The organism is Amycolatopsis camponoti, assembly GCF_902497555.1.
Classification (GTDB): domain Bacteria; phylum Actinomycetota; class Actinomycetes; order Mycobacteriales; family Pseudonocardiaceae; genus Amycolatopsis; species Amycolatopsis camponoti.
Genome location: NZ_CABVGP010000001.1, coordinates 143,953 through 157,847, shown reverse-complemented (window position 1 = coordinate 157,847; position 13,895 = coordinate 143,953). Strand labels below are relative to the sequence as shown.

At 69.2% G+C, this 13,895-nt stretch carries 15 protein-coding genes; 12 read left to right on the top strand and 3 right to left on the bottom strand.

Translation table 11 applies throughout. The annotated features are described in order from the left end of the window. Positions 1 to 15: 15 nt before the first annotated feature. On the bottom strand, positions 16 to 1,674 hold the full coding sequence (locus tag AA23TX_RS00745; protein ID WP_155540681.1) for an AMP-binding protein: 1,659 nt from the start codon (positions 1,672 to 1,674) through the stop codon (positions 16 to 18). Between the two features lie 129 nt (positions 1,675 to 1,803). Here AA23TX_RS00745 and AA23TX_RS00740 point away from each other — a divergent pair, with 129 nt between their 5' ends. The 11 genes from AA23TX_RS00740 (at position 1,804) to AA23TX_RS00690 (ending at position 10,301) form a co-directional block, all read left to right on the top strand. After that, a complete protein-coding gene (locus tag AA23TX_RS00740) occupies positions 1,804 to 3,423 on the top strand; it encodes a Ycf46 family AAA ATPase (protein ID WP_155540680.1) in 1,620 nt (539 codons plus the stop codon). After that, positions 3,420 to 3,644: a DUF2997 domain-containing protein gene (locus AA23TX_RS00735; RefSeq protein ID WP_155540679.1), complete on the top strand. Its 225-nt coding sequence runs from the start codon at positions 3,420 to 3,422 to the stop codon at positions 3,642 to 3,644. Before AA23TX_RS00740 ends, AA23TX_RS00735 begins: the two co-directional genes overlap by 4 nt. Beyond that, positions 3,632 to 4,207, top strand: coding sequence for a 4Fe-4S single cluster domain-containing protein (locus AA23TX_RS00730; RefSeq protein WP_155540678.1), 576 nt, complete (start codon positions 3,632 to 3,634; stop codon positions 4,205 to 4,207). Before AA23TX_RS00735 ends, AA23TX_RS00730 begins: the two co-directional genes overlap by 13 nt. Then, positions 4,204 to 4,647, top strand: coding sequence for a hypothetical protein (locus tag AA23TX_RS00725; RefSeq protein WP_155540677.1), 444 nt, complete (start codon positions 4,204 to 4,206; stop codon positions 4,645 to 4,647). The genes AA23TX_RS00730 and AA23TX_RS00725 overlap by 4 nt, the downstream gene beginning before the upstream one ends. Continuing rightward, positions 4,644 to 5,837 (top strand): hypothetical protein, encoded by a 1,194-nt coding sequence (locus tag AA23TX_RS00720; RefSeq protein WP_155540676.1) that lies wholly within the window; start codon positions 4,644 to 4,646, stop codon positions 5,835 to 5,837. The genes AA23TX_RS00725 and AA23TX_RS00720 overlap by 4 nt, the downstream gene beginning before the upstream one ends. 33 nt (positions 5,838 to 5,870) lie before the next feature. Beyond that, positions 5,871 to 6,563, top strand: a complete 693-nt coding sequence (locus AA23TX_RS00715) for an ESX secretion-associated protein EspG (protein ID WP_230862289.1) — start codon at positions 5,871 to 5,873, stop codon at positions 6,561 to 6,563. A gap of 70 nt (positions 6,564 to 6,633) precedes the next feature. Further along, positions 6,634 to 7,128 (top strand): hypothetical protein, encoded by a 495-nt coding sequence (locus AA23TX_RS00710; protein WP_155540675.1) that lies wholly within the window; start codon positions 6,634 to 6,636, stop codon positions 7,126 to 7,128. Continuing rightward, complete coding sequence (locus tag AA23TX_RS00705) at positions 7,128 to 7,679, top strand: DUF3558 family protein (protein ID WP_155540674.1); 552 nt, start codon at positions 7,128 to 7,130, stop codon at positions 7,677 to 7,679. Before AA23TX_RS00710 ends, AA23TX_RS00705 begins: the two co-directional genes overlap by 1 nt. Before the next feature lie 14 nt (positions 7,680 to 7,693). Continuing rightward, the gene (locus AA23TX_RS00700) at positions 7,694 to 9,109 is read left to right on the top strand and encodes a hypothetical protein (RefSeq protein WP_155540673.1); all 1,416 of its coding nucleotides are present in this window, start codon (positions 7,694 to 7,696) and stop codon (positions 9,107 to 9,109) included. Between the two features lie 68 nt (positions 9,110 to 9,177). Continuing rightward, complete coding sequence (locus AA23TX_RS00695) at positions 9,178 to 9,927, top strand: PhzF family phenazine biosynthesis protein (RefSeq protein ID WP_155540672.1); 750 nt, start codon at positions 9,178 to 9,180, stop codon at positions 9,925 to 9,927. After that, positions 9,927 to 10,301, top strand: coding sequence for a YccF domain-containing protein (locus tag AA23TX_RS00690; RefSeq protein WP_155540671.1), 375 nt, complete (start codon positions 9,927 to 9,929; stop codon positions 10,299 to 10,301). Before AA23TX_RS00695 ends, AA23TX_RS00690 begins: the two co-directional genes overlap by 1 nt. Here the strand turns inward: AA23TX_RS00690 and AA23TX_RS00685 are convergent. Next, complete coding sequence (locus AA23TX_RS00685) at positions 10,298 to 11,098, bottom strand: metallophosphoesterase (RefSeq protein ID WP_155540670.1); 801 nt, start codon at positions 11,096 to 11,098, stop codon at positions 10,298 to 10,300. The genes AA23TX_RS00690 and AA23TX_RS00685 overlap by 4 nt on opposite strands. Positions 11,099 to 11,135: 37 nt before the next feature. Beyond that, positions 11,136 to 11,930, bottom strand: coding sequence for an HAD-IIA family hydrolase (locus tag AA23TX_RS00680; RefSeq protein ID WP_155540669.1), 795 nt, complete (start codon positions 11,928 to 11,930; stop codon positions 11,136 to 11,138). 192 nt (positions 11,931 to 12,122) lie between these two features. On the opposite strand from AA23TX_RS00680, the gene AA23TX_RS00675 reads away from it, so the two are divergent. After that, positions 12,123 to 13,895 carry a multicopper oxidase domain-containing protein gene (locus AA23TX_RS00675; RefSeq protein WP_155540668.1) on the top strand — a complete coding sequence of 591 codons (1,773 nt, stop codon included), beginning with the start codon at positions 12,123 to 12,125 and terminating at the stop codon, positions 13,893 to 13,895.

Genomic DNA, 13,895 nt, shown 5'->3' with positions numbered 1-13,895 from the left:
GACGTCCCGCGCGGTTTAAGCGTGCTTCGCGGACGCGGCGGCTTCGAGGCCCAGCAGCGTGATCGACTTCTCGCGCATCTCGACCTTGCGGACCTTGCCGGTCACCGTCATCGGGAACTCCTCGACGACGTGCACGTACCGCGGGATCTTGTAGCGCGCCAGCTTGCCTTCGCAGAACTCGCGCACCTTCTCCGGCGTCAGCGGCTCCGCGCCTTCGCGCATCCGGACCCAGGCCATCAGCTCTTCGCCGTACTTCTCGTCCGGGACGCCGATGACCTGCGCGTCGAGGATGTCCGGGTGCGTGTAGAGGAACTCCTCGATCTCCCGCGGGTACAGGTTTTCGCCGCCGCGGATGACCATGTCCTTGATGCGGCCGGTGATGTTGAGGTAGCTGTCGGCGTCCATGACGGCCAGGTCGCCGGTGTGCATCCAGCGGGCCGCGTCGATCGCCTCCGCCGTCTTGTCCGCCTGCTCCCAGTACCCGAGCATCACCGAGTACCCGCGCGTGCACAGCTCGCCCGGCTCGCCGCGCGGCACCGTCAGCCCGGTTTCCGGGTCGACGACCTTGACCTCCAGGTGCGGCCCGACCCGCCCGACGGTCGACACACGGCGCTCGATCGAGTCGTCCGCGCGGGTCTGCGTCGACACCGGCGACGTCTCGGTCATGCCGTAGCAGATGGACACCTCGGCCATCCTCATCCGGTCGATGACCTGCTTCATCACCTCGACCGGGCACGGCGAGCCCGCCATGATCCCGGTCCGCAGCGACGACAGGTCGAAGCTCGCGAAGTCCGGGTGGTTCAGCTCGGCGATGAACATCGTCGGCACGCCGTAGAGGGAGGTGCACTGCTCGGCGGCGACGGCTTCGAGCGTCGCATTCGGGTCGAACGCCGGCGCCGGGATCACCATGCAGGAACCGTGGGTGGTGCACGCGAGGTTGCCCATCACCATGCCGAAGCAGTGGTAGAAGGGCACCGGGATGCACACCTTGTCCTGCTCGGTGTAGTTGCAGAGCTCGCCGACGAAGTAGCCGTTGTTGAGGATGTTGTGGTGGCTGAGGGTGGCGCCCTTGGGGAAGCCGGTCGTGCCCGAGGTGTACTGGATGTTGATCGGGTCATCGGCGGAGAGAGCGGCTTGGAGCTCGGTCAGCGACGACGGATCGCCCTGCCAGCCGGCGTCCATCAGCGCCTGCCAGCTCGCGCTGCCGAGGATCACGACGTGGTTCAGGTCCGCGCACTTTTCGCGGACTTCGTCGACCATCGCGGGGTAGTCGGAGGTCTTGAACTTGTCAGAGGCGACCACCAGCTTCACGCCGGCCTGGTTGAGCACGTACTCGAGCTCGTGCGACCGGTAGGCGGGGTTGATGTTGACGAGGATGGCGCCGATCTTGGCGGTCGCGTACTGCAGGAACGTCCATTCCGCCCGGTTCGGTGACCAGATCCCGACCCGGTCCCCCTTCCCGATGCCCTGCGCGACGAGTCCGAGCGCGAGCGCGTTCACCTCGGCGGCCAGTTCCCGGTAGGTCCACCGCCGTCCGGCGGTCCGATCGACGAGGGCATCCCGATCGGGGTGCGCCGCCACCGTCCGGTCGAAGTTGTCGCCGATGGTGTCCCCGAGCAGCGGAACCTCGGAGATCCCCGAGGCATAGCTCGGCAGTGCGGGCGCGTCAGGCATGGTGCCTCCCGTAGACGTCTTCGTCGGGCGACCCGAGTCTAGGAAGCGAACCCGCCGGTCGCGACTGCTCGGGGCCGTTCCGTGATCGAAGCGCTGGTAATGTCCGGGCGGGATTCGAGGGGGCGATCGATGGCCGGCCAGGGGTTTCGCGATGAGCTGACCCAGTTGCTGCAGGCTCGGTACCCGCTGCTGGTCGTCGAGACGCACGAAGAGCAGCGCGTGCTGCGGGAGATCCGCGCCGTCGCCGAAGACCAGACCCGGCTTCGCACGCCTCGGCGCGTCTACGTCTGGTCGTCCACCACCGGGCTCGCCCCCGCCGGCGGGCCGCCGATCTCCGAGACGCGGGCCGCGTCCGCCGCGCTCGAGCGCGTCTACGGCTGGGGCGAACCCGCCGTCTTCGTCTTCGCCGACCTGCACCCCCAGCTCGTCTCCGAGGGCGGCCACCGCCCCGATCCCGAAGTCGTGCGCCGGCTGCGGGAGCTCGCCGCCGCTTTCAAGACGCGGCCGGTTCCGCTCAGCCTGATCCTCGTTTCGCCCTCGCTGCCCGTGCCGCCCGAGCTGGAGCACGACGCCACCGTCGTCGACTTCCCGCTGCCCGACCAGCGCCAGATCGGCGAGCTGCTCGACGGCATGGTCGCCGCGCACCGGCAGAACGTGCGGATCAGCATCGACCGCGACGACCGGGACATGATCGTCGCCGCCGCGCGCGGCCTCACGCTGCCCGAAGCCGAAAACGCGTTCGCCAGGGCGCTCGTCGAAGGCGGCGGCCTCGACCCCAGCGACCTCGAGCTGATCCTCGCCGAGAAACGCCAAGCCGTCCGCCGGTCCGGGATGCTCGACATCGTCCCCGCGGAAACCAGCTTCGACGCCGTCGGCGGCCTCGACCGGCTCAAGCGGTGGCTCACCAAGCGCACCGGCACCTGGACGCCCGCCGCGTCGGCGTACAACCTCGCTGCGCCGAAGGGCCTGCTGCTCACCGGCGTCCCCGGCTGCGGCAAGAGCCTGTCCGCGGTGTGCGTCGCGAACATGTGGCGGCTGCCGCTGCTGCGCCTGGACCTGGGCCGCGTCTTCGCCGGCCTGGTCGGCTCGAGCGAGAAGAACATCCGCACGGTCATCCGCACCGCGGAGGGCATCGCGCCGTGCGTGCTGTGGGTCGACGAGATCGAGAAGGGCCTCGCCGGCGCGGGCGGCGGTGGCGACGGCGGCACCGCGCGGCGCGTCTTCGGCACGTTCCTGTCGTGGATGCAGGAGAAGTCGGCGCCGGTGTTCGTGATGGCGACCGCGAACCAGGTCGGCTCGCTGCCGCCGGAGTTCCTGCGCAAGGGCCGCTTCGACGAGATCTTCTTCGTCGACCTGCCTTCGGCGCCCGAGCGCGTCGCGATCTGGCGGATCCACCTGCGCCGTCGCGTCACGGACGACTTCGTGGCCAGCGAGCTCCGGCTAAACGACGCGCTGTTCACCGAGCTCGCCGACGTCAGCGCGGGCTACAGCGGCGCCGAGATCGAGCAGGCCGTGCTGGCCGGCCTGGTCGACGCCTTCGCCGAGAAGCGGCCGCTGCGCCGCGAAGACCTCGTGCGGGCGGTCAAGTCGACCGTGCCGCTGTCGGTCACCCAGGCCGACGAAATCCTGGCCATCCGGAACTGGGCGGAGACCCGGGCCGTCGCGGCGACGGACACTTCCGGCGACGTCGAGGCTCCCGTCGCACCGCCGCGGCCGGAGTCCCCGAGGGGGAGGACGATCGACGTATGACGCACCGCGTGACCGTCACCATCGGCAAGGACGGCTCGATCAGCGCCGAGACGCACGGCGTGACCGGGTCGAAGTGCCTCGACTACATCCCGCTGCTGGAGGACCTGCTCGGCGCGGAGACCGTGACGTCGGAGTTCACCGAGGACTATCGGCGGACGTCCGCTTCCACCGAAGACACTGCGAACACGGCTTCGCGGCAGCAGTCGCAATGGAACTCCTGAACCTCCACCGGATCGTCGACGTCACCGCGGCCGAAGGCCCGGGACTGCGGTGCGCGGTGTGGACGCAAGGCTGCTCGGTGCGCTGCCCCGGCTGCTTCAACCCGCAGACGTGGACGACCCGCGGCGGTTTTCGGCCGGCGTGGCCGGACCTGGCGTCCCGGGTGCTGGCGATCGACGGCATCGAAGGCGTCACGCTGCTCGGCGGCGAGCCGTTCGACCAGCCGGAACCGTTGGGGGAGTTCGCGGCCGCGGTGCGGGCCGAAGGACTTTCGGTGATGACGTTCACCGGGCACGTCCTCGAGGAGCTGCCGCCGTCGAAGCTCCTGGACTCGACGGATCTGCTGGTGGACGGCCCTTTCCTGGCCGACCGGCCCGAGACCTCGCGGCCGTGGGTGGGCTCGGTGAACCAGCGGTTCCACTTCCTGACCGGCCGCTACGACGAGTCGATCTTCACCACCCCGAACCGCCTCGAACTCACGATCGCCCCGGACGGCGCGATCGAGCTGAACGGGTTCGCCACCACCGAAGTGCTCGAAGCGCTGCTCGAAGGGGACCGCCGATGAGTGTCACGCTCAAGCTGCGCAGCGAAGCGCTGGCTCAGCTCAACGCCGCCACGATCGCCGCGCACACGCAGGCGCAGCCCGGCGTCGTCACCGTGCGGACCCGGATGCGCCACCGCGACCTGCTGGCCCGCGCGCTCACCGGGCTGCGGGCGCAGGTCACCGACGACGGCAATTCCGTCGTCGCCGCGTGGGAAGGACGGCGGATCACGTTCGTCTACGGCCCCGAGGGCGTCCAGCTGGCGCACGTCGACGGGCCTGGCCTCGCCGAGGCCGAAGCCCAGCGGCTGGTCCTGTCGGTCGACGAGGCCTACGCCGCCCAGGTGCAGCAGGCGGTGCTCGCGCGGCTCAAGGAGCGCGCGGCGTCGAACGGCATGCGCGTCGAGTCCGAGCGCGTCAACGCCGACCAGTCGATCAGCGTCACCCTGGCCGCCACGTCGTGACCGAGGTCAGGGTCGGGCTCATCGAGTTCGGCAAGGCGCTCAACGACTCGGTCGCCCTCCCCGGCCTCGGGGAGCTGCCCGGCGGCCAGGTGAGCCTCGGACGCGCGGTGCGCGGCGCCCGCGCGCGGTTGAAGCGCGCCGACCGGATCCTGGCGGACAACCTGCGCCTCGGGATCATGGTGCGGAAGAAGTTCTTCTCCAGCGACGTCGAGCCGGTGACCGACGCCGGGTTCCTCAAGGACGTCTTCGTCGCGGTGGGGCGGCGCGACCTCGGGAATGGCGACGCGCTGGAGCTGTACACGGATGACACCGTCGGACCCGACATGAGCCGTCAGGACGGTGTGGCGCAGGTCGTCGCGCCGGCTTACGACGAGCTGACCGGGTTCCGCGTGCAGGTGCTCGTCCGGGACGGTGTCCTGCGCTTCGGCGCGTTGACGGCGTTCTCGCGCGGCGGCCAGCCGATGCGGGTGCTCGGGCTGTTCGGCCCCGGACCGGTGGACGAACTGCCGGCGGGCCGGCCGGGCACGGTGCTGCTCGGCTTCCAGTGCGACGTGCCGCCCCTGGCGGGCGACACGCTGACCGCGTTCGACGAGCCGTCGCACGACCACTTCGAGCGGCGCGAAGGCGTCGCGGTCGTGCACGGCCTGAACGACCTGGGCAACGGTTCGGTGGTCGCGGCGGTCGAAGTCCCGGAGGGGCGCGGGTCGGTGTTCACGGTGGGCACGCGGGCGCGGGTGCTGCGGCCGGCGGGAACGACGTTCAACGAGCGGAGCACGGTCGTCGCCGCGGACCTGCGGATCCTGTCGCTGGCCCGGGGCGGGGTGGCCGTGCGGACGAACGGCGGGGTGCGGACGTTCACCGTCGGGCTGGCGTTCCGCGACCTCCGGCAGAACGACGTGATCGAGGCTTATGTCCCGGCCGACGCGGTCGCGCTGGCGCCTCCACCACCTGCTCCTGCGCCGCTGGTGGACGTCAACGCGGCTTCGGGGCCGGAGCTGGCTCAGCTGCTTTCGCCGGAGCAGGTGGCCAAGGCGCTGGAGCTGCGGCAGCGCCAGGGCGGGTTCCCGGACGTGGAGGCGTTCGGCGTCGCGATCGGGTTGCAGCCGCACGAAATCGTCCGCTTGCGCAAACGGGCGACGGCCGGTCGGGTGGCGTTGCGCGAGACCGGCGTGCGGCAGCTCGACATCTGAGCGCGGGGTGGCCGTTCCGCTACGCTCGGGGACGTGCCGGAGGAATTTTCACTGGGCCTGGCTGAGGTCGACACGGCGGTCCGGCGTACCGGTCTTCCGGCGAACTGGCACCCGTTCGAGATCCGCAGCCCCGGCCGCACGCTCGCGGAGAACGAGCGCATCGCGGCGGCTTCGTGGGACGCCATGCGGGCGCGAGGCCTGGCCGGTCCGGACAAGCTGGACATCGAGGTGGAGCAGACGCTTCGGGCGTGGACCCAGCCGGACGTGCTGGTGATCGTCCGCGCGGTGGAGGAGGGCCGCCAGGTCTTCTACCGCGCGGCGGTCGGCCACGGCCTCGGGGTGTTTTCGGAGCTGGTGGGCGAAGAGATCCTGTTCGCCCAGACCCGCCCCGACCGGCTGGCCGACCTGGTGGTCGGCATGCTCCCGGTGTACCGCCCGGTGCCGCTGGCCGAGCTGACGTTCATCGAGCCGGGCAACCGCCGCGACGCGGACGCGGCGACGGAGTTCTCGTCCTGGCCCCTGCACCGGTACGGGACGTTCGAGCTGTCGGTCCGCGTTTCGGGGGCGTTGAAGCCGGCGGGAACGGTGACGTTCGTCGACAACGCGGGCGGGCGGTTCCTGATGTTCAGCGAGGCTTTGCCCGGCGGCGAGACCCGGGTGACGTTCACCCCATCGGATGGTTCTCACCTGCGGACGTGGCTCGCGGAGGGTGGCCGGAACCACTGACGCGGCCGGTTCGTCACTAGTACAGTGCGAGAGGACCACGCAGGGTGGTGTTGACGGCTGGGAGGGCGTCATGGGCGGATCACAGTTCGGCGCGCCGGGGTCGTTCACGCCGCCGGCCGGTGAAGGGGACGCGGGGTCGAACTTCCTCTCTGGGCTGCTGGCCGGTCCGGTGGACTCGGCGGCCGCGCAGAAGGTCAGCACGGGCGGCAGCCATCTGAAGTCTCTGGCCGAGAACGGTCAGTTCGCGGTGAATGAAGAAGGTTTTCAGGCGTACATCAAGGCCTGCGATTTCTTCATCGATGGCATCGGCGAGATGATCACGAACGTCTTCAAGCTGGCGAACCCTGCCCAGATGGGTGGTAGCGCGTACGCGCAGGCTGTCGCCGGCTTCAACGCGCAGGTCGCCAACGGCGACCCGCAGTCACTGATCCCCAACCTCGAGAAGATGCGAGACGGTGTCGAGCAAGCTCGCGAGGCCATGGTGATCGCTCGCAAGAACTACCGCGAGACCGAGGATGCCCACAGCATGACCTTCGCCAAGATGACCAAGGGGCTGCAGGAGTAGTGATCGCACGACGCGTTCCAGTCGCGTTCGCCGCCCTGGCTCTGGGTCTCGGCCTCACCGCCTGTACGAGCGAGGTCGGTGGACAGGCGAACCCAAGTTCTCGGGCTTCCACGCCGAGCAGCACAACGGCTGATCCGAGCGATCCCTTCGAGGGCCTGAGCTCATGCACGATTCTCGACCAAGCCCTTGCCGGACAAGGTTTCCCCCAGGCCGAGAAAACGGTCGCGGACCCGAACCACGGCTGCCACGCCAACAAACCCAGGTCCGGTGACACGCCAGCCGTGGATGTCGGCCTGTTCCTGCAGGCAGGCGGGAACTACCGGGACAACGTCAACAATCCGGCCAAGGCCAGCGACGGGAAGGTCAACGGGCGCCCGGCGATCGAGGAGCAGGAACCCTTGAACGTCAAGGGTCAATGTTCCGTCCGGTTCCAGGTGCGGGACTCGCGAGCCCTGCTGTCGCTCACCTTCGGATCGGACACCGCCGGCGCCTGCGGACAGATCGATGAACTCGCTCCGAAAGTCGAGCCCCTGCTGCCGAAGAACAACTGATACGGAGTCCAGCCATGAGTCAGCCGCACCGGGCGCAGCACCGCCAGTCCGAGGGTGACTACTACGCGGCCACCGAGCAGAAGCTTCAAGGCCAAGGCGCCGACGCACAGGGGATCACCCAGAAAGCCGCGTCGGACTATTCAGTTGCGCAGGGAAAGCTCTTGCAGGAAGGGCAAGCCCTGCGGGGCGACGCGCCGGCTCCTGGTGAGAACTACGCGAACCAGCCACACGAAGTTCTGTACGACATGGTCCACAAAAACATGAACCTCGAGGACCTCAACGACCGCAGCCGCGTAGCGAACGTCTATGGCAACTGGCTCGCCGACGCCTCCAACCAGTTCCGCGACGCAGCCACCGCAGCAGGCGGCTCATGGCAAGGCCCAGCAGCAGACCAGGCCAACGGCTTCTTCCAAAGCACAGCCGGGCACACCGAACAAACCGGCAACGCGATGCAACTCGCCTCGAACCACTACTCCCAGCAATCCGCGGCCGCCCACTACGCCAAGACCAACATGCCCGAGCCCACCGGCTTCGACCAGCAAGCCGAGCTCGACAAGGCCAAGCAGCAGTACAACTCCGGCGATCTCATCGGCATGAGCGGCACCATGGCCGGCATCCAGGCCAAGCAACAACAAGCCGACGCCGCGCACCAGCAGGCCGTTCAAGTTCTGCAGAACCTCGACGGCACCTACCACGAGACCGCCAGCTCCCAACCCACCTACGCGCCGCCGCCGCAGCTTGGTGGGGGGAACGACGCCACCTCCGTCTCCGGCTTCCACGGCACCAGCAGCACCTCCTTCACCGGCACCCCCACCATCGGCGGCACCGGCCCCGGCGGCACGAGCGGGAGCTTCGTCCCCGGGGGAACCAGTGGCGGCATCACTCCGCCCGGCGTGACACCACCGGGCACCACGCCGCCGAACTTCGTGCAGCCCGGGGTCACCAGCGGGACCGGGAACTTCGGCGGCGGCAACACCGGCTTCCGCGGCGGTCCCGCCCCGAGCGCCTTCCCCAGGATGACCCCGGACGGCCTCGCCATGCCCGGAACGGCCGGCGGCGGAGGAGGCACCGGCAGCGGCGACATCACCCGCGGCAAGTCCGGCGCCGGACGCGCCGGGAGTGGGTTCGCCGGGTCTCGGGTGTCCGGTGGTGGGTACACCGGTGACCCGAAGGAAGCCCCCGGCGAAGGCAAAGCGGGCAAGACCGGCGGAAAAGCGCCGGGTGAGCGGCTCGAACGCGGGGCGACCGCCGCCGCGGCCGCGAAAGGCAAGGGCGGAAACACAGCGGGTGCCGCCGGAGCGGCCGGCAAGAAGAAGGACGACGACAAAGAGCACAAGAACAAGTACGCGATCGACGAGGACGCCTTCGACCTCAAGCCCGAACGCGGCCCGGACGGCGAAAAGATCGTCAAGCCCACCATCGGGGAGTAGTAAGGGACATCCCCTGGATCTCCCGGATAAATGATCAACACACCCAGGTCGCGGGCTACATTGGGGACATGCGCTTCTTCGTCGTCGACGCCTTCACCGACCAGGCCTTCGCCGGGAACTCCGCGGGCGTCGTCCTCTTGGACGAGCCCGCCGACCCCACCTGGATGCAAGCCGTCGCCACCGAGATGAAGCACGCCGAGACCGCCTTCGTCGTCACGAACTCCGATGGCCCGAAGTCGCTCCGGTGGTTCACCCCGGCGGTCGAGGTCGCGCTGTGCGGGCACGCCACCGTCGCCGTCACGCACGTTCTCGGCGGCGAGCAGACCTACACCACGAAGAGCGGTGAGCTGCGCGCCAGGGCCGACGGCGACTGGGTCGAGCTGGACTTCCCGTCGGACCCGCCAACGCCCACCGACGACGATCTGTCCGAGATCCTCCCCGGCGTCGAGATCGAGTACGTCGGCCGCGGCGTCGAGAACCTCTTCGCCGTCCTCCCCGACGCCGAGACGGTCAAGAAACTCGAACCCGACCTGGCGAAACTCAAGACGACCTGGACCGGCCGCCTGCTGGTCACCGCGAAGGGCGACGACTACGTCAGCCGCTTCTTCGCCCCGGGCGTCGGCATCGACGAAGATCCGGTCACCGGCTCGGCGCACTGCATCCTGTCGCCGTATTGGTCCGAAAGGCTCCAGAAGAAAGAACTCACCGGACACCAGATTTCGGCGCGCGGCGGGGTCGTCCGGACCCGTCAGGACGGCGACCGCGTCCACCTCGCCGGCCAAGCCGTCACCATCGTGAGTGGGGAGCTGCACGTCTGATGCGCACGCTGCTGAACATCATCTGGCTCGTCCTGTGCGGCTTCTGGATGGCACTGGGCTACCTGCTCGCGGGCGTGATCTGCTGCGTCCTGATCGTCACGATCCCGTTCGGGCTCGCGTCGTTCCGGATCGCGAACTACGCGCTGTGGCCGTTCGGCCGCACGGTGGTGGACCGCCGCGACGCGGGCGCCGCGTCCTTCCTCGGCAACGTCATCTGGTTCATCTTCGCCGGGCTCTGGCTGGCCATCGGGCACGTGTTCACGGGCATCGCGCTGTGCATCACGATCATCGGCATCCCGCTGGGCGTGGCGAACTTCAAGATGATCCCGGTGTCCCTGATGCCGCTCGGCAAGGAGATCGTCGAGATCCCCTAGGACTCCGGCTCGTACGGCAGCTCCACCACCAGGCACGGCCCGCCGACGAACAGGCCGCCGTCGACGCCGAGGGCCTTCCCGCCCGCGTACAGGAACGGCCCCTCGATCTGCGTGGGGTGGATCCCGAGCTGGTCCGCGATGACGCTGTGCCCGTGCACGATCCGGGACCCGCCCAGCGCGTCCATCAGCTTCTGGGCGTTCTCCTCGCCGTCCGGGCCGCGGAACGCGTAGCGCGTCGTCATGCGGCGCCACACGTCCCACCACGCCTCGATGTCGGAGCCCGTCAGGATCTCCGTCGCCGCCGCGTTGATCTCCTCGACCGTGGACCCCCAGTCCAGGTACTCCAGCGTGTCGGAGTGCAACAGCAGGTGATCGGCCGCCACCGCCGCCAGCGGGCGGGCCGCCAGCCACTCGATGTGCTCGGGCGTCAGCCGGTCCTGGTCCGACAGGAGGCCGCCGTTGATCTCCCAGCTGCGGGCGAAGCTGCGCGGCCCGAAGTCGGACGGCACCGGTTCGTCGCCGAAGTGGTACATCCCCAGTGCCAGGATCTCGTGGTTGCCCAGCAGCGTCTGGACCTGGCCGCCGGCCTCGGCGGCCTGCTCCTCCAGCCGCATGACCAGGTCGATCGCGCCGACGCCGTCCGGGCCCCGGTCGACGAAGTCGCCGAGGAACCACAGCTGGTCCTCTTCCCCCGACCAGTTGTCTTCGTCGTCGACCAGGCCTTCGGCGCGTAGTGCCTCGGCCAGTTCGTCACGGTGGCCGTGCACGTCGCCCACAACGTAGGTGGACTTGCTCATCCGGTGACGATAAGCCCTCCGGCCACCCGGCCCACCGTCAGCCTTGGCCGAACGGGTCGCCGGTTCGCCCGATCAGGTCGGCGATCGAGTCGAGGACCAGCGTGGGCCGGTACGGATAGCGTTCGGCCGACTCCCGGGTGGAGATGCCGGTGAGCACCAGGATGGTCTGCAGCCCGGCCTCGATGCCCGAGTGCACGTCGGTGTCCATCCGGTCGCCGATCATCAACGTCGACTCCGAGTGCGCGCCCAACCGGCGCAACGCCGAGCGCATCATCAGCGGGTTCGGCTTGCCGACGTAGTACGGCGAGCGCCCGGTGGCCTTCTCGATCAGCGCCGCGACGGACCCGGTGGCGGGCATCGAGCCCTCGACGCTCGGGCCGGTCGCGTCCGGGTTGGTCGCGATGAACTTCGCGCCGCCCTCGATCAGCCGGATCGCGCGCGTGATCGCGCTGAAGCTGTACGTGCGGGTCTCGCCCAGCACGACGTAGTCCGGGTCGCGCTCGGTGAGCACGTAACCGACCTCGTGCAGCGCCGTCGTGAGGCCCGCTTCGCCGATGACGTACGCCGAGCCGTTCGGACGCTGCGACGAGAGGAACTTCGCGGTCGCGAGCGCCGACGTCCAGATCGACTCCTCCGGGATGTCGAGCCCGGTGCGTTCCAGCCGGGCCCGCAGGTCACGCGGGGTGTAGATCGAGTTGTTCGTCAGCACCAGGAAGTCGATGCCGTTCGCCTTCAGCTCGGCGAGGAACTCGTCGGCCCCGGGGACGAGGTGCTCCTCCTTGACCAGGACGCCGTCCATGTCGGAGAGATACGTCCACCGGCGTTCGTTCATGCGCGGAACCTATCACGCGCGCGAGGCACCTGCGGCCCACGACGAAAACGGCTACAGTGGGAATTGTCGGTATCGCGAGGGGAGTCGCGTGCTCGGCCACCGAGGGGGTTCGGGGGAATTCTTTTCGACGTCACTGGCGTAATCGCCGGGGCGCAATTCGTCCTGCCCCCCGAACATGGAGGGGGAAACCGCATGACCGAAATCATCGAGCGTCCGGCCAAGGCCGAAGCCGTCACCGGGCCGAACTGGGGACTCACCAAGTTCCTCGACGCGCTACCGGTTCCACCGGTGCTCCGGCCCCGCAGCCGGGAGATGATCACCATTCCGATGGTGACCAAGAAGCAGCGGCTGCACTCGCAATTGCCCGAAAGTACCTTGTGGACCTATGCGGGTCATTTCCCGGGTCCGACGATCGAAGTGCGCAGCGGTAAGCAGCTGCGGATTTCGTGGTCGAACGAAATCGACGGCGAGTTTCCGTTGGTCGCCGTTCAGGGCCCGGTGACGGACGCGCCGACCAGCCGCCCGGGCCGCGAGCTGGACCGGCCCGGCTACTCGATCGTCGAGGGCGTCGCCGACCTGCCGGCGTGGACCGTCGTGCACCTCCACGGCGCGCGCACGAACGCGGGCAACGACGGCTGGGCGCACAACGCGGGCCTCAAGGGCACGTCCCAGCCGGCCGAGTACCAGAACCGCCAGCAGGCGATGCCCCTCTGGTACCACGACCACGCCATGGCGATCACGCGTTTCAACGTCCACACCGGCCTGGCCGGGATGTACCTGATCCGCGACGACGAGGAAGACGCGCTCGAGCTACCCCACGGCGACCGCGAGATCCCGCTGATCATCACCGACCGCAACCTCGACACCGACCCGGCGACCGGCGCGCTCACCGGGCAGCTGCTGTTCAAGTTCCCGTACGTCCCGAACGGCCCGATGATCCCGTTCTCCGGACCGTTCAGCCTGGTCAACGGCGTGATCTGGCCGCACCTGGACGTCGACGCGAAGTGGTACCGCTTCCGGCTGCTCAACGCGGCCAACTCGCGGTTCTTCACGCTCAACCTCGTCGACGAGAACGACAACCCGGTGAACGACGCCGTCCGCCTGATCGGCACCGACGGCGGCCTGCTGCCCGCTCCCGCGCAGCTGCCCGCCAACGGCCTGACCGTCGCCCCTGCCGAGCGCTTCGACGTGCTGATCGACTTCAGCCGCTTCAAGGGGCAGAAGCTCAGGCTGCGCAACGCCGACCCGCGGCTGGGCGGGATCGAGCCGGACCTCATGGAGTTCCGGGTCGACGGCCGCGCGAAGCACGACTCCTTCACGCTGCCGGAGAAGGTCTCGACGTCCTACACGCGGCTGGTGCACGGCTCGACGCTGCCGGAGGACCACGACCACGTCTGGGTCGCGCTGCTGCTCAACGCGGAGGGCCACCCGGAGATGTGGGACCTCGAGCAGGTCGACGCGGACCCGGGCGGCGCGGGGATCATCCAGGTCCAGGACCCGGCCGGCGGGCTGAAGACGTTCCGGATGATCGGACGGCTCTTCGACGACACGACCGGCATCTTCATCGACCACGACCGGTGGGCGGTGTGGAACCTCGTGCACGTCGCCAACGGCGGCCCGGCGCACCCGGTCCACATCCACCTGACGGAGTTCCAGGCCCTGTTCCGGCGGAAGTTCACCACGACGTTCGACCAGGCGACCCAGCGGACGACGGCGCCGATCGGCGGCTTCACCGACGTCCCGCTGGAGAAGTACGAAGAGGGCTGGAAGGACACGATCATCGTGAACCCGGGCCAGTGGGTGAGCGTGGCCGGGCGGTTCGGCGGCGGCACCGGCGAGTTCATGTACCACTGCCACATCCTCGACCACGAGGACGAAGGCATGATGCGGCCGTTCGTCGTCCACCCGCCCGAGGTGGCGAAGTTCCACGTCCACCCGGGCGGCGGCCACCACCACGACGGCTGA